The organism is Jatrophihabitans cynanchi (assembly GCF_027247405.1).
Lineage (GTDB): Bacteria > Actinomycetota > Actinomycetes > Mycobacteriales > Jatrophihabitantaceae > Jatrophihabitans_B > Jatrophihabitans_B cynanchi.
In genome coordinates this window covers 4,187,180-4,208,944 of sequence record NZ_CP097463.1, presented here as the reverse complement: position 1 = coordinate 4,208,944, position 21,765 = coordinate 4,187,180, and the positions used below count along the sequence as shown (strand labels likewise).

The following is a 21,765-nucleotide window of genomic DNA, read 5'->3' as shown; positions in this document are numbered from 1 at the left end:
ATGGACGACTGCCCAGCCTACCGAGACTGCGAAGGTCAGAACGGTGGTGGTTGGTCGTTGGGGTCGGGTCCGGTCTGCTTCGGTGGTTCGGGTTCGGGTTCGGGTTGGGGTGTGGGTAGTTCGGGTGGTCGGTAGTGGTAGTGGTGTCGGGTGGCCGAGGTCCAGTGGTAGGTGCCGTCGGGGGTGCGGGTGAGGGTCCAGCCGGCGTGGTGTTTGAGGTCGTGGTGCCTTTTGCAGAGGGGTTCGAGGTTGGTCACGCTGGTGGGGCCGTCGGGCCAGGGTGTGCGGTGATCCAACTGGCAGGTGTGGGCTCTGCGTCGGCAGCCGGGCATGACGCAGCGTTGGTCGCGGGTGATGACGTGTCGGGTGATCGTGGTGGTGGGTTGGTAGCGGTGGGTGATCAGGCTGCTGTCGAGCGCCGGCCCGGTCGGCACCGTGGATGCTGTGGGTGCTGTGGGTGCGTGCGGGCAGGTTTGGTCGAGGAGGTGTCCGGTCTGGTCGACGGGCCAGTAGTGGCGCTGGGCGCCGGGTTGGGTGGCGAGGCGCCGGGCGATGTCGGCGGGGACGGGTTCGCCGTTGAGGTAGCCGGGTTGGTTGTCGGTCCCGGCCAGGGTGCTGGCGGCGAGGGTGACGTTCACGCTCGGGCGTAGTCCGTGTTCGGCGGGTAGGCCGGGCAGGGCCAGGGCGGCGGTGCAGATCTCGACGAGGGCGTCGGCGCGGCGTTGGTCGGCGGTGCGCTGGTCTTGCCGGCTGGTCTTCGTGCCCCAGGCGTTGACGGCGGTCCATACGGTTTCGATGCCGTCGGCGGGCGCGAACAGGGTCAGCCAGCCCATCCCGTCCTCGACCTGCTCGCGCCGCACGTGCCGTTGCGCAGCCGCAGCGCGGTGTTTCTCGTTCTGGCTCTTCGCGTGGTGTTTGGCGACCGCCCGGCGCACGGCGGCGCGGAACTCACCCGGTGTCTGTCCGGGTGCCCGCTTCAGGACCTGGGCCTGGACTTTCGCGGCCACCGGATCGGGCAGGTCGACGGTGGCGGTGGCCAGGATGCGGGCGTGCACCGCGGACAGGTGACCGGCACGCAGCAGGTCGAACGTGTCCCACAACCGCGAGGTCAGTTCTGCTGCGGTGTCCAATCGGTCCTGGGTGGTGGCCGGTGCCAGGTGCAGCGCGAGCGCCGCCTCCTCACACAGGAACTGCTCACCATCGGGGTCGCGGTGGGCGAGTTCGGCGAGCAGCTCGCTCTGTTTGGCATCCACCAACGCCCGGAGCCGGTCACAGGCGGTGAGGGCGTCGATCAGGCCGGTGTGGGCGTGTCAGATGGTCTGTGTGAGGGGTTGAGCTAACCCCGTGCGGGAGGCTCCTGCGGGAGCTGTCGCACAGATCGGAGAACACGATCATGACGATCACGATGATGCCGGGCGGCCGGGCCGCTGCGGTGAACGAGGTGCCGTCGGCGGTGGCCGATCAGCTGGTGTCGGCGACACTGGAGGACATGGCCAAGCGCAGCCGCAAGGACGAGCCGGTGCCACCGGCGCGGGTGGCGGCGCGCAAGCTGGTGGCCGAGATGGCCGGGCAGGGCTGGCTGGACGATCTGATGTCGAAGGTCGGTGACGACGGTGTCGCGTTGACCGGCGACGGCGGGTTCCTGCCGGAGATGATCAAGGCGGTGCTCGAGCGTGGACTCGAGGCCGAGCTCACCGATCACTTGGGCTACGAGCGTGGTGACCCGGCCGGGGCCGGGTCTGGCAACTCCCGTAACGGGTCGACGCCGAAGACGTTGTTGACCGAGGTCGGGCCGGTCGATCTGGACACGCCGCGGGATCGGGTCGGCAGCTTCACGCCCCGGCTGGTACCGAAGGGGACCCGCCGCCTCGGCGGCCTGTCGGACATGATCATCAGCCTCTATGCCGGTGGGATGACGGTGCGCGACATCGGCCACCACCTGCAGCGGGTCTATGGCACCGAGCTGTCCCATGACACGATCTCCAAGATCACCGACGAGGTCCTCGAAGAGGTCAAGGCCTGGCAGACCCGTCCCCTGGACGCGGTCTATCCGGTGATCTTCATCGACGCCCTGGTGGTGAAGGTCCGCGACCAGAACGTAGTGCGCAACAAGGCCTGTCACGTGGTGATCGGCGTCGATACCGACGGCGTGAAGCACGTGCTGGGCTTGTGGGTTCAGCAGCAAGAAGGCGCTCGGTTCTGGAACCAGGTGCTCGGCGAGCTGCGCAACCGCGGAGTGCGCGACGTGCTGATCGCCTGCTGCGACGGCCTGGTCGGGCTGCCAGAGGCGGTCGAGTCGACCTGGCCGCAGACAGTGGTGCAGACCTGCGTGGTCCACCTGATTCGCGCCTCGCTGCGTTACGTGTCCTACAACGACCGCAAGGCCGTCGCTGCGGCGCTCAAGCCGATCTACACCGCGGTCAACGCCGACGCCGCCTTCGACGAGCTCACCACGTTCGCCGACTCCGAACTCGGCAAGAAGTACGGCGCCACCGTCGCAGCGTGGGAACGAGCCTGGGACCGGTTCGTGCCGTTCCTGGCCTTCCCACTGGAGGTTCGCAAGGTCATCTACACCACCAACTCGATCGAGTCGTTGAACTACCAGCTCCGCAAGATCATCAAGAACCGTGGCCAGTTCCCCAATGACGACGCCATCATCAAGCTCATCTGGCTGGCCATCCTCGACATCGAAGACAAGCGCGCCGCTCTGCGAGAGAAGGACAAAGGCAAGCCGGCGAACAAGCGCACCGCCCCGCCCCGCCTGATCGAAGGCGCCACCACCACCGGCTGGCGCGCCGCCATCAACGCCCTCGACCTGGCCTACCCCGGCCGGCTCCCCGCCGGCCTCTAACCCAACGATCTTGACCACTTACACAGAAGACTTGACAGGCTCGCCGGTGTCCGAGAGCCGGCCCGGCAGCAGCGACTCCACCGCGGTCAACACCGCACCGGACGGGTGCAGCACGCTCGCCGCGCCGGCAGCCTGGTCGGGCCGGTGCAGCACGTCCGAGCTGGTGGGTAGTGGGGTGCATTGGGCGGGGTCGACTAGGTCGACGGTGATCCCGTCAACCATGATCTGGTCGGATTCGCCCATGCGTCTGATTCTACAGCATCATCCCGACATGTCAACCCGTTTGGACCGACTTTCGCCTTATTTTATCGGCAGGTCCCGACAGAACTACGACGTCCGGACCCGACGCACGCCACCGTCGGAAGGCGACCCAGCAACGCAAGCCAAGCCAGCACCCGACTCCTCGTCGCCGCGTCTTGACGGAGCGCAACCACGACCGGACCGCGATCCAGCAGCGGCAACCCGACCGAGCACCCGACCACCCGGTCGCCGCGCACTTCGACGCCCAGCAACCCGCACGGGAGCCGACCCGGGCAGCGGCAACCGGCCACGAGCCGGTCCCGTCCGGCGGATGCGTTGTTCACGCAGCGCGCCTGCCGCAGCCCGGCAGCAACCGACACGCAGAGGTGACCCGGCAGCACCTCAGCTGGCGTAAATCCAGGCTCCGTACACTGCGCCAAGACCGCCGCAGCCCGCGATCATCTGGAGGACGTCTATCGTGCCGACGAACAAGCAGCGCCGTGACGCGGCCCGCCGACACCTCGAACGCCAGCTCCAGCACCGTGCCGAGCGTGAGGCGGCCCGCAAGCGTCTGACCCTGATCGCCTCCGTCGCCGGCACTCTGGTCGTGGTCGCCGCGGTCATCGTGGTGATCGTGGTCGCCACCGGAGGTGACAACAAGAAGCCAGCCGCTGCCGGCAACACGCCGGCCGCCTCTGCAACGCCGACCGCGGCAGCGAATCCGTGTGGTGCGGCGGGCGCGAAGCCGGTGCCGACGGCGACCGGCGCAGGCGCCGCCGTCAGTTTCAACGGCGTTACCGTCAAGGGCGCCACCGACCTCAGCAAGCCGCCCTCGGTCGGCTCGGCCGGCACCGCGGCGCCGACGACGCTGCAGGTGAAGGACCTGGTGGTGGGCAAGGGCGCCGCGGCCACGCCCACCTCGAGCGTCAGTGTCAAGTACACCGGCGTGCTGTACTGCGACGGCACCGAGTTCGACGGGCCGGCCGAGCATGGCGACAAGACGGTCGACTTCTCACTCACCGGGGTCGTGCCGGGCTTCACCCAGGGCATCGGGGGCACCGACGGGATCGCCCCGATGAAGGTGGGCGGACGCCGGATCATCATCATGCCCGCCGCGCTGGGGTACGGCGCGAGCCCGCAGCCCGGCAGCGGGATCCCGCCGAACGCACCGCTCGTGTTCGTGGTCGATCTGGTGAAGACCAGCGGCTGATCGAAGCCTCCCCGAACCGAAGGACGGCTGACATGCCGACGAACAAGCAGCGTCAGGACGCCGCGCGCCGTCACCTGGAGCGGCAGCTGCAACGCCGCGCCGAGAAGGACGCGGCGCGAAGGCGGAGCACGTTGATCGCTTCCGTCGTGGGGACGCTGATCGTCATCGCGATCGTGGTCGTCTTCGTCGTGTCGGTCACCAACGACAACAACAAGGGCGGCGCGGCGGCGGGCTCCGTGCCGTGCAGCTTCACCCGAGCCGGGTCCGCAGCCAAGAAGGTCGACCTGCCGAAGTCGTCGGTCCCGGGCACGGGCACCGTAGGCGTGCGCATCAAGACCACGCAGGGCAACCTCGCCGTCTCGCTCGACCGCGCGTCCGCACCCTGCACGGTGGCCAGCTTCGTCTCGCTCGTGCAGCAGCACTACTACGACAACACGCCGTGCCACCGGCTGGTCACGAGCGGCATCTACGTCCTGCAGTGCGGCGACCCGACCGGCTCCGGGAGCGGCGGTCCGGGGTACACGGTCCCGGACGAAGCGACCGGGAACGAGACCTACCCGGCCGGCACCGTCGCGATGGCCCGCACCCAGCAGCCGAACAGCGGCGGCAGCCAGTTCTTCATCGTCTACAAGGACTCGCCCAACCTGGCGCAGCACCTCGGCGCGCAGCAGTACACCGTTTTCGGCACGGTCAGTTCGGGCCTGGACACGGTCACCAAGGTCGCCGCGGGTGGCACGGCGTCCGGTACCGACGGCGCGCCGAAGCTGGCCACCGAGATCACCTCGATGACGCTGACCAAGTAACCGCGCTCAGTCCGGCAGCAGTGGCACCTCGTGACCGGGGTCACGGCCGAGCAGGACGGCGCGGGTGAGCGCGGCCGCGCCGAACCTGTCACGCACTCGATCCGCTGCGGCGTCGACCGCGATGGCAGCGCCGAACGGCAACTCCAGCTGCATCGCGTCGCGGTCGTCGAGGTTGCTCAGCGCGACCCCGATCAAGGTCAGGCCGGCGGCCTCGATCACCGGCGCGGCGGCCGCCAGCAGGGTGCGCACCGATGCGAGCACCGCCGCCGTCTCGTCGGTGGCGCGGCCACTGGTGCGCGATCGCGTAGCGCGGCTGAAGTCATCGAAGCGCAACCGCAACGTCACGGTCCGGCAGCGGCGTCCGGCCGTGCGCAGCCGACGGCAGATCCGCTCGACGAGGGCGACCACGATGGCGTCGAGTTCCGCGGCGGTACGGCGCCGGCGGCCGAGCGCGCGTTGCGAGCCGATGGAGCCTCGCCGGCGGCCGACCTGCACCGGCCGCGGATCGCGATTGTGGGCGAGGGCGTGCAGGTGCCGGCCGGCACCTCGTCCCAGCATGCTGACCAGCGTCGCCTCGTCCAGCGCCGCCACCTGGCCCACGGTGCGGATCCCGCGGCTGCGCAGCTTGTCCGCCGTGACCGCGCCGACGCCCCAGAGCCGCTCGACCGGCAGCGGGTGCAGGAACGCCAGCTCCGCCCCCGGAAGCACCACGAGCAGGCCGTCGGGCTTTGCGACCCCGCTCGCGACCTTGGCGAGGAACTTGGTGCGGGCCACCCCGACGGTGATCGGCAAGCCCACCTCGACGCGAACCCGGTACCGCAGCCGCGCGGCGATCTGCTCCGGCGTCCCGGACAGCCGGGCCAGCCCGCCGACGTCCAGGAACGCCTCGTCGATCGACATCGCCTCCACGAGCGGCGTCATATCGCGAAAGACGGCGAACACCGCCTTGCTCGCCGCGCTGTAGGCCTCGAAGCGTGGCGGCACGACGGTCAGGGCCGGGCACAGCCGGCGCGCCTGGGCGCCGCCCATCGCCGAGCGGATCCCGAAGGCGCGGGCCGCATAACTTGCCGAGAGCACGACCCCGCCCCCGACGACCACCGGCCGGCCGCGCAGCGCCGGGTCGTCACGCTGCTCGACCGAGGCGTAGAAGGCGTCCAGGTCGGCGTGCAGGATGTGCGCGGCCACGCTCACGAACACATGTTCGCATTAACGCGCTAGTTGGTCGAGTGCACCCGGTACACGTCGTAGACGCCCTCGACGTTGCGGATCGCCCGCAGCAGGTTGGCCAGGTGCTTGGCTTCGCCCATCTCGAAGGTGAACTTCGAGACCGCGACCCGGTCGCGGTTGGTGCTCACGTTGGCGGACAGGATCGAGACCCGCTCGTCCGACAGCACCCGGGTGACGTCGGAGAGCAGCCGGTGCCGGTCCAGCGCCTCGACCTGGATGGACACCACGAACGTCGAGTTCGCCGACGGCGCCCACTCGACCTCGACCAACCGGTCCGGTTCCTCCTGCAGCGAGGCGGCGTTGGTGCAGGTGCGCCGGTGCACCGACACTCCCCCACCCCGGGTCACGAACCCCAGGATGTCGTCCCCGGGCACCGGGGTGCAGCAGCGGGCCAGCTTGACCCACACGTCCGACACGCCCTTGACCACCACGCCGACGTCGCCGCTGGTCCGCCTGGTCACCGACGGCGCGAGCACCTGCGGGATGGTCGCCTCGGCGATGTCCTCGACGGACCCCTCGGAGCCACCGAGCTGCACGACCAGCTTCTTGACGACCGACTCGGCCGAGACGTGGCTCTCGCCGATCGCGGCATACAGCGCGGAGACGTCCTGCAGGTGCATGTCGTGCGCCAGCGTCAGCAGTTGGTCTCCGCCGAGCAGCCGCTGCATCGGCAACGCCGCCTTGCGCATCGCCTTCGACAGCGCCGTCTTGCCTGCGTCGATCGCGTCCTCACGCCGCTCGCGGGCGAACCACTGCCGGATCTTGGTGCGTGCCCGCGGCGACTTCACGAACGCCAGCCAGTCGCGCGAGGGCCCGGCGTTCTCGGCCTTGGACGTGAACACCTCGACCGTGTCGCCGTTGTCCAGCGTCGACTCGAGTGCGACGAGCTTGCCGTTCACCCGCGCGCCGATACAGCGGTGCCCCACCTCGGTGTGCACCGCGTAGGCGAAGTCGACGGGCGTGGACCCGGCCGTCAGGCCCATCACGTCGCCCTTGGGGGTGAACACGTACACCTCGGCGGCACCGAGGTCGTAGCGCAGCGAGTCGAGGAACTCCTCCGGCTCCTGCGCCTCGCGCTGCCAGTCCAGCAACTGGCGCAGCCAGCCCATCTCGTCGGACATGCCCGACGGCTCGGCGACGTCGACGTTCTTGTGTTCCTTGTACTTCCAGTGCGCCGCGATGCCGTACTCGGCCGTGCGGTGCATCGCGAAGGTGCGGATCTGCAGTTCGACCGGCTTGCCGCCAGGACCGATGACGGTCGTGTGCAGCGACTGGTACATGTTGAACTTGGGCATCGCGATGTAGTCCTTGAACCGGCCCGGGACGGGTTGCCAGTTCGCGTGGATCACGCCGAGCGTCGCGTAACAGTCACGCTCGCTCTCAACGAGGACCCGGATGCCGACCAGGTCGTAGATGTCGGTGAACTCGCGGCCGCGCACGATCATCTTCTGGTAGATCGAGTAGTAGTGCTTCGGCCGGCCGGTGACCTCGGCCTTGATGCCCCCGTCGCGCAGGTCGGCGTTGATGCGGTCGATGACCTCGGTCAGGTAGATGTCGCGGGACGGCGCGCGTTCGGCGACCAGCCGGACGATCTCGTCGTAGCGCTTCGGGTACAGCGTGGCGAAGGACAGGTCCTCCAGCTCCCACTTGACCGTGTTCATGCCGAGCCGGTGGGCGAGCGGGGCGAGGACCTCGAGCGTCTCACGCGCCTTGCGCACCTGCTTGGCCGGCGGCAGGAAGCGCAGCGTGCGCATGTTGTGCAGGCGGTCGGCGAGCTTGATCACCAGCACGCGGGGGTCGCGGGCCATCGCGACGACCATCTTGCGGATCGTCTCGGCCTCGGCGGCCTCGCCGAACTTGACCTTGTCCAGCTTGGTGACGCCGTCGACGAGGTGCGCGACGTCGGACCCGAACTGGCTGGTGACGTCATCGAGCGTGAAGCCGGTGTCCTCGACCGTGTCGTGCAGCAGGGCCGCGACCAGGGTGGTGGTGTCCATGCCCAGCTCGGCCAGGATCGTCGCCACCGCCAGCGGGTGGGTGATGTACGGGTCGCCGCTCTTGCGCAGTTGGCCGCGATGGCACTGCTCCGCGACGTCGTACCCGCGCTGCAGCAGCCGCGCGTCGACCTTGGGGTGCGCGCCGCGGTGGATCGCCAGCAGCGGTTCGAGCACCGGCTTGACCTGCGACTGGCGCGGGGCATTGGCCAGCCGGCGGGCGAGCCGGTCCCGCACCCGGCGGCGGTGCGTGGGGCTGAGGGCGCCACCGTTCAGCAGCGGGACCAGCCCGGTGCCGGTTTCGGCCGCGGTGTCGCCGACTTCGCCGGACGCAGCGCGCTCGGCCGGCAGCACTGTGTCGGCCGGCGGCATCGCGTCGGCCGGGGCCGCTTCGGCCGCGACCGCCGCCTGTGGGGGCGCTGCGTCCGTTGCCAGGGCGATCGCCTCCTCCCGCGCGAACTCTGCCTCGCCGAGTCTCCTTCTCCACGCCGAGTCTACGGCGCGGCAGGTAGCGCGGGGCTCAGATCCGCAGCAGCGCGTGAACCGGCGCGGCCGTGCCCAGCCGTTCGCGGCCGTTCAGGAAGCCGAGTTCGAGCAGGACGGCGAGGCCGGTGACGGTGCCGCCGGCCTCGGCGATCAACCCGGCGGCCGCCAGCATGGTGCCGCCGGTGGCCAGCACGTCGTCGACCAGCAGCACCCGCTTGCCGGACAGCAGCCCGACCGGCACCTCGATCTCGGCCGTGCCGTACTCGAGTTCGTAGCCGCGCCGGATGGTCGGCGGCGGCAGCTTGCCCGCCTTGCGAACCGGCACCAGGCCGCAGCCGAGCCGGTGCGCCAGCGCGCCGGCCACCACGAAGCCGCGCGCCTCGACACCGGCGACGACGTCCACCGCGTCGACCCCGGCGGCGAACGTCGCCAGGGCGGCCATGGCGGCGCCGAACGCGGCACCGTCGGCCAGCAGCGGCGCGATGTCCTTGAACACGATGCCCGGCTGCGGGAAGTCCGGCACGTCCCGCAGCAACGCGTGGACCAGCCCGGCTACCTCCGCGCCCGCGTCGCCGTCGGGCCTCACTTGCGCCGGCGCTGCGGCCGCGCGCCCGGACGTGGGGCCGGCGCGGGCCCGCTCGCCGCGCGCTTGCGGGCCACCGGCTCGGCGCCGACCAGCTCGGCCTCGGCGGCGCGTCTGGCGTCGGCGGACCGCTTGGCGACCACGCGCTTGGTCAGCGCCTTGTACTCCGGCTCGCGTTCGGTCAGGTCGACCACGATCGGCGTGGCCAGGAACAGCGAGGAGTAGGCGCCGGTGGCCAGGCCGACGAACAGGATCAGCGCCAGGTCCTCGATGGTGCCGACACCGAGCACGCCCACGCCCACGAACAGCAACCCGGCGACCGGCAGCAGCGCGATCAGCGAGGTGTTGATCGAGCGCATCAGCGTCTGGTTCACCGCGAGGTTCGCGGCCTCGCCGAAGGTCATCCGCGAGCCGGCCAGGATGTTCTTGGCGTTCTCGCGCACCTTGTCGTAGACGACGACCGTGTCGTACAGCGAGAAGCCGAGGATCGTGAGCAGGCCGACGATCGTCGACGGGGTGACCTCGAAGCCGATGATCGAGTAGACACCGGCCGTGACGATCAGGTCGTGCAGCAGCGCCAGGATTCCGCCGACCGCCATCCGCCACTGGAAGCGCAGTGAGATGTAGATCGACACCACGATCAGGAACACGATCAGGCCCTGGACGGCCTTGACGGTGATGTCGTGCCCCCAGCTGGAACTCACCGACGTCACCGAGATGTCCTGCTTGAGACCGAGCTGCTGCTGGACGTTCGCCGTCAGCGCCTTCTGCTCGTTCGAGGTCAGCGTCTCGGTCTTGACGATGATCTGCCGGGTGCTGCCCGAGCCGACCTCCTGCGGCACGTCGGCCGGCTTTGTCCCGGCCTTGCCGAACGCGTGGTCGACGTCGTTCGTGCTGATGCTGGTGCCGGTGACCGGCACCTGGAACTGGGTGCCGCCTGCGAACTCGACGCCGTAGTTGAAGCCACGGAAGATGAAGCTGAACAGGCAGATGGCGATGAGCACCAGCGAGGCGAAGTACCAGCGCTTGCGGCTGCCGATGAAGTTGATCCGCGTCTCACCGCGGTACAGCCGGCGAAAGACCGACATCACTTGCCGCCCTTCTCGCGCAGCCGGGCTCGCCGGGCCGCTGCGCGTTCGGCGGCGGTACCGCCCTCGGGGGCGGCCGACACGGACTCCTCGGACGCCGTGGGGGCAGGCGGAGCCTGCGTCTCGTCCACGGCCGGGGCGTCAGCGGTAGCCGTACCCGACTCGGCCGGAGCTTCGTCGGCTTCGGCGTCCAGGACGGCGACCGAGGACTTGCTGATCGCGACCTTCCCACGGCTGTCCGTCTCCGGGGCCCGCCGGGCGGGCTTGCGGCTCGGCTCCTCCGAGGTCGCGACGCCGCCCTCGCGCACCGCGTTCAGGCCGGTGAACCGTGCCGAACCGAAGGCCTTCTTCCGCGACAGCCACGAGACGAGCGGGTGGGTGAACAAGAACACCACCGCGAGGTCGAGCACGGTGGACAGGCCCAGGGTGAACGCGAAGCCCTTCACGTCACCGGCGGCGAAGTAGTACAGGATCGCGGCGGCCAGAAACGAGACGGTGTCCGCGGACAAGATGGTGCGGCGCGCACGCGTCCAGGCACGTGGGATGGCCACCCGCATGGTGCGGCCCTCGTGCACCTCGTCCTTTATCCGTTCGAAGAACACGACGAAGGAGTCCGCGGTGATACCGACGGCCACGATGAAGCCGGCGATGCCGGCCAGGCTCAGCGTGAACCCGATCTGCGTGCCGAGCAGCACCAGACAGCCGTACGTCAAGATGCCGGAGACGATCAGCGAGGCGATGGTGACCAGCCCGAGCGCGCGGTAGTACAGCAGCGAGTAGATGACGACCAGGATCAGCCCGATGCCGCCGGCCAGTAAGCCGGCCTTGAGCTGCGAGGTGCCGAGCGTGGCGGACACCGTCTGCTGCTGGTCGGCCTTGAACGACAGCGGCAGCGCGCCGTACTTGAGCTTGTTGGCCAGATCCCGCGCCGAACTCGGCGTGAAGCTGCCCTGGATCTGGGTCTGCCCGCCGTTGATCGCGTTGATGTTCACCGGCGAGGAGATCACCACGCCGTCGAGGGTGAAGCCGACGAAGTCGGCGCACGGAGTTCCGGTGGACGTACCGCAGGAGGTCGGACTCGCGCCCGCCGAGTCTGCGCCGCCGATGTTGTGCGCGGAGGTGTACTTGCCCCAGGCGGCCTGGCCGGACGTCTTCATGTCCAGCGCGACCGTCCAGTCGGTCTGGCCGTTCGAGACGTTCGGGGCGACGGCGGACGCGGAGGCGATCTCGTGCCCGGGCACGATCACCGTGCCGAGCAGGAAGGCGGCACCGCTGGGGTCGCAGGCGACGAAGTACCTGTCCTTGAGGTCCGGCTCGTTCTGTGCGGACGCGCAGTCGAAGTCCGCCAACGCGGCCGAGATCGCCGACTGCTGCGCGCTGGGCAGCTTGTCGTACGCGGCCTCGCTGGTCGGGATCGTGACGCCGCTCTTCTCCAGGGCTGCGAACGGGGTCGCCGAGCAGGTCGGCGCGGCGGCCGCGGGAGCGGTGCCGCTCGGGGTACCGCTCGGGGTGGTCGCGGGCGTCGTGGTCGGGGCGTTCCGGTTGGCTCGCGGGTTCAGCGCGCGGTGCCCGGCGTCGGCTCCGGAGTCGGTGGGGTTCGGCTGGGCGCCCGCCGGGCTGCTACTGCCGGCCGGCGACGGCGAACTGGACGGGCTGGTGGAACCGCTCGATCCGGTCGTGGGGATCGGTGTGCAGGTGACCGGGACGGCCGGGGCGACCAGGCCGCGCAGGTTCAGCACGGCGGCCGCGCCGAGCTTGGACACGTCGGTTTCGTTGCTGCCCGGGATGGAGATGACGATCTGGTCCGATCCCTGGATGACCACGGTGGCCTCGGTGACGCCGGAGCCGTTGACCCGGTCCTCCATGATCTGTTTGGCCTGCTGCATCGAGGAGCTGGACGGGGTCTTTCCGCCCGGGGCCTTCGCGGTGAAGATCACCTGAGTGCCGCCCTCGAGGTCCAGGCCGAGCTTGGGGGTGTGCCGGGCGCCGGGCCAGAACACGATCATGTACAGCACGGCGACGATCGCGAGCAGCGCGAGGAAGTAGCGCCCGACGCGCAGCGTTCCGGCAGGTGGTGCCACGGAAGGTGTTCTCCTCGACGTCGTGGTGCGGGCAGGGCTACGCGAGCGCGGTCTGGCGGCTTCGCGCGCTACGGCTCGGCAGACAGTATGACCGACGCCACCTGTCAACCCGTCGCACGGTACAGCGTGCGGGCCGCAGACGCCGGTTCACGTGCTCTGCCCGGGCCCCTCGGCGGTGTCCGAGCCACCTGTGCCGTCCGCGTCCGCGCCGCCGATGCCCTGGCGGTACTGCTGCGGCAGGGACGAGGCGTCGCGCAGGGCGGCGAGCGCCCAGCGCACCTGCACCCCGGGGGCGATCGCGAGCTGGACCGTGCCGTCGTCGTTCTTCGCGACCACCGTGCCGTACAGGCCGGACGTGGTCATCACCTCGGTCCCGAACGTGATCTGTTCGGCGCGCACCAGCTCCGCGGCGGCCTGCCGGCGGCGGTTTCGCATGCTGAGCATGAGCAGCCCGAACAACAGCACGAGCACGACAAGATAGGGCCAATACACGCCCCGACCTTACGCGTCGAACAGGGTCGGCCCGCCGCCAGCAGTGGGCGGCGTCAGCCCCAGGTGCGCCCACGCGGCGGGCGTGGCCACCCGGCCGCGGGGCGTGCGCGCCAGCAGTCCGGCCCGGACCAGGAACGGTTCGGCGACCTCCTCGACGGTGGCGATCTCCTCGCCGACGGCTACCGCGATCGTGCTGACACCCACCGGTCCCCCGCCGAAGCGGCGCACCAGGGCGTCCAGCACGGCGCGATCGAGCCGGTCCAGGCCGAGCTGGTCGACGTCGTAGACGGCCAGCGCGGCGTGCGCGATGTCCGCGGTCACGATCCCGTCAGCGCGTACCTCGGCGTAGTCGCGGACGCGGCGCAGCAGCCGGTTCGCGATGCGCGGCGTGCCACGCGAGCGTCCGGCGATCTCGGCGCCGCCGTCCGGGCGCAGCGCGATGTCGAGCAGGTCGGCGGACCGGGCGAGTACCTGCTCGAGCTCGCCCTCGTCGTAGAAGTCCATGTGCCCGGTGAAGCCGAACCGGTCGCGCAGCGGCCCGGTCAGCAGGCCGGCCCGGGTGGTGGCCCCGACCAGCGTGAACGGGGCCAGCTCCAGCGGGATCGCGGTGGCGCCGGGACCCTTGCCGACGATCACGTCGACCCGGAAGTCCTCCATCGCCATGTACAGCAGCTCCTCGGCCGGCCGGGCGATGCGGTGGATCTCGTCGATGAACAGCACCTCGCCCTCGGTGAGGCTGGTGAGCAGCGCGGCCAGGTCACCCGCCCGCTCGATCGCGGGGCCGCTGGTGACCCGGATCGGCGTACCGAGTTCGGCCGCGATGATCATCGCCAGGCTGGTCTTGCCCAGGCCGGGTGGCCCGGACAGCAGCACGTGATCCGGCGGCCGGTTGCGCCGCAGCGCGCTCTCGAGCACGAGCTGCAGCTGTTCGCGCACCTTGGGCTGGCCGACGAACTCGCCCAGTGCCTTGGGGCGCAGGCTCGCCTCCACCTCGCGCTCGTCCAGCGCGGGCAGCGCCGACACCAGCTCCTCGGGCTCGGTCACCGGGTGCGGCCCAGCAGCTGGATGGAGCGGCGCAGCAGGGCCGATACGTCCGGCGGCTCGCCCTCGGGCAGGTCGGCGGTGACGACGTCGATCGCGTCACCGGCCTCCTTGCCGGAGAAGCCCAGACCTGCCAGCGCGTGCGTGAGCTGGTCCCGCCAGGGGGCGATCGCGGCGACGCCGCCGAGTTCGGACGGGCTCTGATCGATCGCGCCGATCCGGTCGCGCAGCTCGATCACGATGCGTTCGGCGCCCTTGCGGCCGATGCCGGGCACCTTGACCAGGCTGGCGAAGTCGCTGGTCGCGATGGCCCGGCGCAGCTCGCGCGGCGGGTGCACTGCCAGCATCGTCTGCGCCAGCTTGGGGCCGACCCCGTTCGCGGTCTGCAGCAGTTCGAAGGTGGCCCGCTCGTCGTCGTCGGCAAAACCGTAGAGGGTCAGCGAATCCTCACGCACGACCAGGCTGGTGGCCAGCCGGGCCGGCTCCCCCACCCGCAGCCGGGCCAGGGTGCCGGGCGAGCACGACACGGACAGCCCGATGCCGCCCACCTCGACCACTGCGCCGTCCGGGCCGAGCGCCGCCACCGTCCCCCGCACGCTTGCGATCACGCCGTACCGTCCTCTCCGTCGGGTCGCAGGCGCCGCTCCGCGGCGGCGAGGGCCAGCCGCGAGCCGGCGAGCTGGTCCTGCGGCAGTTCGTACTGCTCGCGGATCGCCAGGGCACGCGCGAAGTGCTCGCGCGCGTCGGCGAAGTGCCCCTGGTCGTAGGAGTTCGTCCCGGCGTACTGCTGCGTGAACGCCTCGATGACCGGGCCGAACTGGGTGCTCGCGTTGAGCAGTTCGGTGAAGATCAGGTTCGATTCGGCGAACTCGCCGCGCCGCTGGTGCACGGTCGCCAGCCGGAGCCGGGCCAGGTGCTGTTGCGGACGGGTGCCGACCATCTCGGCGCGGTCGGCCGCGCGCTTGCCCTCGGCCAGCGCGTCGTCGAGGTCGCCCAGGCCACGCAGCAGCGCGACCATCTCGCCGCGGGCGAGCAGTTCGCCGGTCTCGTCCGCCGCGGTCCGCACCTCGGCCCGCAGCTCGTCGATCCGGGCCCGGACGGCGTCCGGGTCGGGGTACACCTCGCGCAGCGTGTCCGGGTCGAGGTCCGGCTCGATCGGCTCGCTCACGTCCTCATCCTTGCCGACGTCCCCGCCGACATCCCCGCCGACGTCCCTGTCGCCGCCCCCGCCGCCGTCCCTGTCGACGTCGCCGCCGAGGCCGCGACCGCGGCCGCCAGCCGGGTCTGTGCCGACCCCCGCCACACCTGGCAGATCGCCAGCGCCAGGGCGTCGGCGGCGTCGGCGGGGCGCGGCGTGTCGGCGAGCTTGAGCAGGCGGGTAACCATGGCGCCGACCTGGGCCTTGTCGGCGGTGCCGGAGCCGGTCACCGCCGCCTTGACCTCGGTGGGGGTGTGCAGCGCGACCGGGATGCCGGCGCGGGTCGCGGCGACGATCGCCAATCCGGCCACCTGCGCGGTGCCCATCGCCGTGCGGACGTTGTGCTGGCTGAACACCCGCTCGACGGCCACGACGTCGGGGGCGTGCTGGGCGATGGCCGCGGCCAGCGCGTCGGCCTGCGCGAGCAGGCGCTCGCCGATCTCGGCGTCGGCCGCGGTACGCACCACCTCGACGTGGATCAGCCGCAGCGGGCGGCCCGGGGCACCCTCCACCACGCCGACGCCGCAGCGGGTCATGCCGGGATCGACTCCGAGCACCCGCACCGTTGGCTCCTTCTGGTCAGTCCCTGCTCAGTCGAACGGTCGTTCGATCATCGTAGGAGCTTCGGGCAGCTCGCAGCGGCTGACACGCCGTTCGGCCTCGTCTCCAGGCGCCGGAAGCGGGTTTCGGCCGCCGCCGGAGCTCAGTCGCCCGGGTTCGGCACCAACACCGCCCGCGCCTGCCGCACCGTCAGCGCGGTCGAGGCGGCCGGGCCGGTGATCGGACCACCGGCCAACTGCTGGAAATGCGTGCCGTCCAGGGAATACGACGCGGTCCACGACACCACCAGCGTGATCCGCACCGGCCCCGCACTGCGGTACACGTGCCCGTAATAGTCCGGACACAACACCTGCGCACACCGATCCCCCACATCGTCATACGCCTTACCCGGAACAGCACTGGACGCCCGGACCCCGTCACCGAAATCCCACGCCGCATGATCGAACACGATCTTCAACCACACCGGCTGACCCACCACCATCACCTGACCCAAGCTCCGAGCCGTACCGGTCCGCGCCCACAACAACGTCTGAATGTTCACCAACGTCGTCGGCGACGGACCGGCCAGCCCGATCCCCACCGCAGGCAACAACCGGATCGCCCGATCCCGGATCGTCGCCGCATCCGGCACCACCACCGGCACCTGCGTCTGCGGACACCAGAAACTCTCGTTCTGCCAACTTTGACCGGGCTTGCGGCTCTGATACAAGTACGCGTAGATGAACGGCCGCCCGCTCTGCCCACCCTCCAACAGCAACTTGCAGCCCGGAACACTGTCACCACAGGACCCCACCAGCGCCCCGTTCAAGAACGCCCGACCATCAGCCGTACACGCCACCAACCGGTACTCGGACTGCGAACCCCCCGAACCTCCCGACCCGACCGGCACGCACTTGCCGTCCACCAAGATCCCCTGCACGCCGCCGAAGGCACCGTTACCCTCATCCACCGTGCAGTAGATCGGGCTCGGCTTCGGTGCGGCTTCGGCCGAAGCGTGGAACACAGCAATGCACACCGCGACTGCCGCCGACCAAGCGGCCAAGCAGCGCGCACGACGCGTCATTGCTCGGGACCGAATGCAACGACCCACCATGCGCCATCGATCCACGCCAGCCAAACACGCTCCTTGAGATGCAACGCCGGCTCGCCACTCACAAACTGACCGCTCGCGTCGATCACAGCAACAGTCGTGACCGCGACCGGCAGGAGCAGGCTGATCTCGGCGCCATATGTCGCATCGGCAGCAACATCGCGCGCCGCACCGATGCTGAATCGATCACCCTGGAAGTGGCGGTGCTTCGCTGCGGCGTCGTCGATACCTGCCTGGATGCTCTTGCACGTCACGCAACCCGGCTGGAAGTAGTGCCGCATGTACGTCGTGCTCGTCGTGGCATACGCCCAGTCGATGGTCTGGATGAAGAACTTCGCGAACGCGACCGCACCGTCCTGGGTGTGCTGCGTCGCCTCCAGCGGCATCACCGGCGGCCTCTCCCCGGGCTCGCGCAGATTCGGACCGGTCGTCGGCACATCGGCAGGCACCGTCGGCCCGGCCGGCCGCGGCGGACCCGAATGACTGACAGTCACCGGCGGCACCGAACCCGACACCGAACCCGCCGGCGACGTCCGAACCGGCGAGGACGGATCACCCCCCGAACCACTTCCGTCACACGCCGCAAGCGCCATCACCACCAACAGCACCAAAGGGGCGAAACGCGCACGCACACCCGGCAGCATAGGGTCCACGAGCCCCCGGCGCATCAAGTCAGCTGCGGCTGTGGACACTCGCCCTCCCGTACCGTCTGTGCCGTGGCCGTCTTCGATCTGAGCAAGCGCCGTTCCCGAGCGGTGCGCCCGCACCCGATCTTCCTCGCCTTCGTGGCACTTACCGTGATCGGCGGTTGGATCAGCTGGGCGACCGAGAACAAGGACTCGCAGGGCGGCGACTTCGGGGTCTTCCTGTTCGTCGTGGCCGCGTGGGTTGTCACGCTCTGCCTGCACGAGTTCGGGCACGCGTACGTCGCGTTCCGGGCCGGCGACCGCGACGTCGAGGCGGCCGGCTACCTGACGCTCAACCCGCTCAAGTACAGCCACCCGGTGCTCTCGTTCGTGATCCCGCTGCTGTTCATCGTGCAGGGCGGCATCGGGCTCCCCGGCGGCGCGGTTTACCTGCACCCGGACCGCTTTCGCAGCAAGGCGATGCAGAGCCTCGCTGCCGCGGCCGGTCCGGCGTCGAACGCCGTCATCGGCATCGCGGTACTGGCGCTGGCCAAGGCGAACGCCGACGACTTGACGCACCTTCGCTTCTGGTCGGCGCTGGCCTTCCTCGGCTTCCTGCAACTCACTGCCGCGGTGCTGAACCTGCTGCCCATCCCCGGCCTGGACGGCTACGCGATCATCGAGCCGTACCAGGACGCGAACACCCGGCACATCGCCGACAGGGTCAAGCCTTGGGGCATGATCGGCGTCATCGTGCTGCTGCAGGTCGACTCGGTACGCGAGAAGTTCTTCGACCTGGTCAACTGGATCTACGACCTGTTCGGACCGGACGTCTTCGGCGCTCGCCTGTGGCCCCTCGGCCACGAGCTGTTCCGCTTCTGGCGCCAGAAGAACGGCCTCTGACGCGGCGCGAGCTACTCGCCTTCGACAGCCGCCATGACCTCGTCGGACACGTCGAAGTTGGCGAACACGTTCTGCACGTCGTCCAGGTCCTCGAGCGCGTCCACCAGCTTGAGCACCTTGCGCGCCCCGTCCTCCTCCAGCGGCACCTGCACGCTGGGCAGGAAGGACATCTCGGCGGACTCGTAGTCGATACCGGCGTCCTGCAGCGCGGTGCGCACCCCGACCAGGTCGGTGGCCTCGCTGATCACCTCGAACGCGTCGCCCAGGTCGTTGACCTCCTCGGCGCCGGCGTCCAGCACCGCGCCGAGGACGTCGTCCTCGGTGCGCCCGTCGGCCGCGACGATGACGACGCCCTTGCGGTTGAACAGGTAGGCGACCGAGCCCGGGTCCGCCATCGAGCCGCCGTTGCGGGTCATCGCCGTGCGGACCTCCATCGCGGCCCGGTTTCGGTTGTCGGTGAGGCACTCGATGAGGACGGCCACGCCGTTCGGCCCGTACCCCTCGTACATGATCGTCTGCCAGTCCGAGCCACCCGCCTCCGCACCGGAGCCGCGCTTGACCGCCCGCTCGATGTTGTCCAGCGGGACGGAGGTCTTGCGCGCCTTCTGGATGGCGTCGTAGAGCGTCGGATTGCCGTCCGGGTCGCCGCCGCCGGTACGCGCGGCCACCTCGATGTTCTTGATCAGTTTCGCGAAGAGCTTGCCCCGCTTGGCGTCGATGACGGCCTTCTTGTGCTTGGTCGTCGCCCACTTGGAGTGGCCACTCATGCTGCCGTGTTCCTCACCATGTCGCAGAAGTACGCGTGGATGCGTCCGTCGGCCGTCAGCTCCGGATGGAACGACGTGGCCAGCAGGTTGCCCTGACGGACCGCGACGATCCTACCGGCGGCCCCGTTCGGTGCCGTGCTGCTCACCCGGCCGAGGGCGGTGACATCCGGGCCGATGTCCTGCACCCAGGGCGCTCGGATGAAGACCGCGTGCACCGGGCCGCCCGGCAGCCCGAGCATGTCGACGTCCTGCTCGAAGGAGTCCACCTGGCGGCCGAACGCGTTACGGCGCACCGCCATGTCGATACCGCCGAACGTCTCCTCGAGCGGGGACCCGCCGTCGTCGACCCGGTCGGCGAGCAGGATCATGCCGGCGCACGAACCGTACACCGGCAGGCCGTCCTTGATCCGGTCGCGCAGCAGGTCGAGCAGCCCGAAGCTGCGCGCCAGCCGGACGATCGTGGTGGACTCGCCGCCCGGCAGCACCAGCCCGTCTACCGCCGCCAGCTCGCCCGGCCGGCGTACCGGGCCGGCGTCCACGCCACAGGCCGTCAGAACCGCGACGTGCTCACGCACATCCCCCTGAAGCGCAAGAACCCCGACCGTCGTCACGACATGCCAGCCTAGCCGTGCGGATCGTCGTAGGGTCGCGCCACCGGCCGGCCTGTGACGGGATCGAGCGCCGGGCACGAGAACCGGTTTCGCAGCCGGTTGAACGTGAGTGTGGGGATCCGTGCGCCGGGCCGCCACGCCCAGCTGCGGTACCAGCCCCACCAGTCGATCGGGTCGTGGACGGCGTAGGGACGGTTCACCGGCCAGAGATCCAGGTGGGCCGGGTAGTGGCGAACCCCGTAGTCGCGGTGCGTCTCCCACGGATGGTCGGGAAGCTCCTCGTGCGCCTGGCTGAGCACCGTCAATCTGCAGCCCGCCGCGGCGAACAGCGCGGCGACGGTGCCGATCCGCGGGTCTGCTGTGGTGCCGGCCTCGATGCGCGTCAGCGTGGACAGCGGGACCTGGGCGCGCGCGGCCAGCTCACGCTGGCTGAGTCGGGCGATTCGCCGGGCGCGGCGCAATTGGACACCGGCGCGGAAGTCGTTGCTGGTCGTCATGGCCAGGACGGTGCCGTTGGACACCGACACCATGGCGTCGCGGCAGACCGTCTGTGGATAACCGAGCAAGAAGACCGTCGCCTGTGGACAGAGCGGACGCACAATCGGGCCTGGCCCCAAGTTTCGTCCAACATGTTCAAGCTGATCGGGCTCTGCATGCACCAACGCAGGCAGACCTCGAACTCCGCGCCCGCCGGTCCGTACGTATCGGGCTCTGCATGCACCAACGCAGGCAGACCTCGAACTCCGCGCCCGCCGGTCCGTGCGCATCGGGCTCTGCATGCACCAACGCAGGCAGGCCTCGAACTTCGCGCCCGCGGGTCCGTACGTATCGGGCTCTGCATGCACCAACGCAGGCAGACCTCGAACTCCGCGCCTGCCGGTCCGTGCGCATCGGGCTCTGCATGCACCAATGCAGGCAGAGCCCGATCAGCGAGAGCGACAGGGGCTATTCGCGGCCGCGGCGATCTCGCCCCGCCGATTCGGGCATCGGCGGCGCGTGGCCAGCCCTACCGCCCCGCCACGGCCGGTGAGCTGTCCTACCAGCCGCGCTCGGCCAGCCGGTGCGGCTGCGCGATCTCTTCGACGTTGATCCCGACCATGGCCTCGCCCAGGCCGCGGGAGACCTTCGCGATCACGTCGGGGTCGTCGTGGAACGTGGTGGCCTCGACGATCGCCCTGGCCCGCTGCGCCGGGTTGCCCGACTTGAAGATGCCCGAGCCGACGAACACGCCCTCGGCGCCGAGCTGCATCATCATCGCGGCGTCGGCCGGGGTGGCGATGCCGCCGGCCGTGAACAGCACGACGGGCAGCTTGCCCAGCCGCGCCACCTCGGCGACCAGTTCGTAGGGCGCCTGCAGCTCCTTCGCGGCGACGAACAGCTCGTCCTCGGGCAGGTTCTGCAGCCGCCTGAGTTCGGCGCGGATCTGGCGCATGTGGGTGGTCGCGTTGGAGACGTCCCCGGTGCCGGCCTCGCCCTTGGAGCGGATCATCGCCGCGCCCTCGGTGATGCGGCGCAGCGCCTCGCCCAGGTTGGTGGCACCGCAGACGAACGGCACCGTGAAGCGCCACTTGTCGATGTGGTTCGCGTAGTCCGCCGGCGTCAGCACCTCGGACTCGTCGATGTAGTCGACACCGAGCGACTGCAGCACCTGCGCCTCGACGAAGTGCCCGATGCGGGCCTTGGCCATCACCGGGATCGACACCGCGGCGATGATGCTGTCGATCATGTCCGGATCGGACATCCGCGAGACACCACCCTGCGCGCGGATGTCGGCGGGGACCCGCTCGAGGGCCATCACGGCGACGGCGCCGGCGTCCTCGGCGATCTTGGCCTGCTCGGCCGTGACGACGTCCATGATGACGCCGCCCTTGAGCATCTCGGCCATGCCACGCTTGACGCGGGCGGTGCCCACG

The 21,765-nt window shown here is 70.1% G+C and carries 22 protein-coding genes; 4 read left to right on the top strand and 18 right to left on the bottom strand.

Annotation, left to right across the window (positions count from 1 at the left end; all coding sequences use genetic code 11):
- Positions 1-35: 35 nt before the first annotated feature.
- Positions 36-1,253, bottom strand: coding sequence for an HNH endonuclease signature motif containing protein (locus M6B22_RS20465; protein WP_331459755.1), 1,218 nt, complete (start codon positions 1,251-1,253; stop codon positions 36-38).
- A 236-nt stretch (positions 1,254-1,489) separates the two neighbouring features.
- Between M6B22_RS20465 and M6B22_RS20460 the strand changes: the two genes are divergently transcribed.
- Positions 1,490-2,851: an IS256 family transposase gene (locus tag M6B22_RS20460; RefSeq protein ID WP_407935646.1), complete on the top strand. Its 1,362-nt coding sequence runs from the start codon at positions 1,490-1,492 to the stop codon at positions 2,849-2,851.
- A gap of 18 nt (positions 2,852-2,869) precedes the next feature.
- Here M6B22_RS20460 and M6B22_RS20455 read toward each other — a convergent pair whose 3' ends face one another.
- On the bottom strand, positions 2,870-3,094 hold the full coding sequence (locus M6B22_RS20455; protein WP_269443421.1) for a hypothetical protein: 225 nt from the start codon (positions 3,092-3,094) through the stop codon (positions 2,870-2,872).
- A gap of 475 nt (positions 3,095-3,569) precedes the next feature.
- Between M6B22_RS20455 and M6B22_RS20450 the strand changes: the two genes are divergently transcribed.
- Complete coding sequence (locus tag M6B22_RS20450) at positions 3,570-4,301, top strand: FKBP-type peptidyl-prolyl cis-trans isomerase (RefSeq protein ID WP_269443420.1); 732 nt, start codon at positions 3,570-3,572, stop codon at positions 4,299-4,301.
- 32 nt (positions 4,302-4,333) lie between these two features.
- Complete coding sequence (locus tag M6B22_RS20445; protein WP_269443419.1) at positions 4,334-5,104, top strand: peptidylprolyl isomerase; 771 nt, start codon at positions 4,334-4,336, stop codon at positions 5,102-5,104.
- 6 nt (positions 5,105-5,110) lie between these two features.
- On the opposite strand, the gene dinB is transcribed toward M6B22_RS20445, so the two are convergent.
- The 12 genes from dinB to M6B22_RS20385 form a co-directional block, all read right to left on the bottom strand.
- Positions 5,111-6,301 (bottom strand): DNA polymerase IV, encoded by a 1,191-nt coding sequence (dinB, locus tag M6B22_RS20440; protein ID WP_407935562.1) that lies wholly within the window; start codon positions 6,299-6,301, stop codon positions 5,111-5,113.
- A 17-nt stretch (positions 6,302-6,318) separates the two neighbouring features.
- Positions 6,319-8,760 (bottom strand): RelA/SpoT family protein, encoded by a 2,442-nt coding sequence (locus tag M6B22_RS20435; RefSeq protein WP_407935754.1) that lies wholly within the window; start codon positions 8,758-8,760, stop codon positions 6,319-6,321.
- An 85-nt stretch (positions 8,761-8,845) separates the two neighbouring features.
- Positions 8,846-9,397, bottom strand: a complete 552-nt coding sequence (locus tag M6B22_RS20430) for an adenine phosphoribosyltransferase (RefSeq protein ID WP_269443416.1) — start codon at positions 9,395-9,397, stop codon at positions 8,846-8,848.
- On the bottom strand, positions 9,394-10,482 hold the full coding sequence (secF, locus tag M6B22_RS20425; RefSeq protein WP_269443415.1) for a protein translocase subunit SecF: 1,089 nt from the start codon (positions 10,480-10,482) through the stop codon (positions 9,394-9,396). Before secF ends, M6B22_RS20430 begins: the two co-directional genes overlap by 4 nt.
- Positions 10,482-12,563 (bottom strand): protein translocase subunit SecD, encoded by a 2,082-nt coding sequence (secD, locus tag M6B22_RS20420; RefSeq protein ID WP_269443414.1) that lies wholly within the window; start codon positions 12,561-12,563, stop codon positions 10,482-10,484. The genes secF and secD overlap by 1 nt, the downstream gene beginning before the upstream one ends.
- A 147-nt stretch (positions 12,564-12,710) precedes the next feature.
- Positions 12,711-13,055: a preprotein translocase subunit YajC gene (locus M6B22_RS20415; protein WP_269443413.1), complete on the bottom strand. Its 345-nt coding sequence runs from the start codon at positions 13,053-13,055 to the stop codon at positions 12,711-12,713.
- Positions 13,056-13,064: 9 nt separating this feature from the next.
- On the bottom strand, positions 13,065-14,144 hold the full coding sequence (gene ruvB, locus M6B22_RS20410) for a Holliday junction branch migration DNA helicase RuvB (protein ID WP_407935753.1): 1,080 nt from the start codon (positions 14,142-14,144) through the stop codon (positions 13,065-13,067).
- A complete protein-coding gene (gene ruvA / locus M6B22_RS20405; protein ID WP_269443411.1) occupies positions 14,096-14,704 on the bottom strand; it encodes a Holliday junction branch migration protein RuvA in 609 nt (202 codons plus the stop codon). Before ruvA ends, ruvB begins: the two co-directional genes overlap by 49 nt.
- Entirely contained in the window at positions 14,701-15,264 is a 564-nt protein-coding gene (locus M6B22_RS20400) for a tetratricopeptide repeat protein (protein ID WP_269443410.1), read from the bottom strand. The genes ruvA and M6B22_RS20400 overlap by 4 nt, the downstream gene beginning before the upstream one ends.
- A complete protein-coding gene (gene ruvC, locus M6B22_RS20395) occupies positions 15,261-15,857 on the bottom strand; it encodes a crossover junction endodeoxyribonuclease RuvC (RefSeq protein WP_269443409.1) in 597 nt (198 codons plus the stop codon). Before ruvC ends, M6B22_RS20400 begins: the two co-directional genes overlap by 4 nt.
- Positions 15,858-15,997: 140 nt before the next feature.
- On the bottom strand, positions 15,998-16,918 hold the full coding sequence (locus M6B22_RS20390; RefSeq protein ID WP_269443408.1) for a hypothetical protein: 921 nt from the start codon (positions 16,916-16,918) through the stop codon (positions 15,998-16,000).
- Positions 16,915-17,577: a DUF6318 family protein gene (locus tag M6B22_RS20385; protein WP_269443407.1), complete on the bottom strand. Its 663-nt coding sequence runs from the start codon at positions 17,575-17,577 to the stop codon at positions 16,915-16,917. Before M6B22_RS20385 ends, M6B22_RS20390 begins: the two co-directional genes overlap by 4 nt.
- A gap of 84 nt (positions 17,578-17,661) precedes the next feature.
- Between M6B22_RS20385 and M6B22_RS20380 the strand changes: the two genes are divergently transcribed.
- Positions 17,662-18,474: a site-2 protease family protein gene (locus tag M6B22_RS20380; protein ID WP_269443406.1), complete on the top strand. Its 813-nt coding sequence runs from the start codon at positions 17,662-17,664 to the stop codon at positions 18,472-18,474.
- Between the two features lie 11 nt (positions 18,475-18,485).
- Here the strand turns inward: M6B22_RS20380 and M6B22_RS20375 are convergent, their stop codons facing one another.
- The 4 genes from M6B22_RS20375 to pdxS form a co-directional block, all read right to left on the bottom strand.
- Positions 18,486-19,241 (bottom strand): YebC/PmpR family DNA-binding transcriptional regulator, encoded by a 756-nt coding sequence (locus M6B22_RS20375; protein WP_269443405.1) that lies wholly within the window; start codon positions 19,239-19,241, stop codon positions 18,486-18,488.
- Complete coding sequence (gene pdxT / locus M6B22_RS20370) at positions 19,238-19,852, bottom strand: pyridoxal 5'-phosphate synthase glutaminase subunit PdxT (RefSeq protein WP_269443404.1); 615 nt, start codon at positions 19,850-19,852, stop codon at positions 19,238-19,240. The genes M6B22_RS20375 and pdxT overlap by 4 nt, the downstream gene beginning before the upstream one ends.
- Before the next feature lie 11 nt (positions 19,853-19,863).
- The gene (locus M6B22_RS20365) at positions 19,864-20,349 is read right to left on the bottom strand and encodes a helix-turn-helix domain-containing protein (RefSeq protein ID WP_269443403.1); all 486 of its coding nucleotides are present in this window, start codon (positions 20,347-20,349) and stop codon (positions 19,864-19,866) included.
- 539 nt (positions 20,350-20,888) lie between these two features.
- The gene (pdxS, locus tag M6B22_RS20360; protein ID WP_331459821.1) at positions 20,889-21,737 is read right to left on the bottom strand and encodes a pyridoxal 5'-phosphate synthase lyase subunit PdxS; all 849 of its coding nucleotides are present in this window, start codon (positions 21,735-21,737) and stop codon (positions 20,889-20,891) included.
- Between the last annotated feature and the right edge of the window lie 28 nt (positions 21,738-21,765).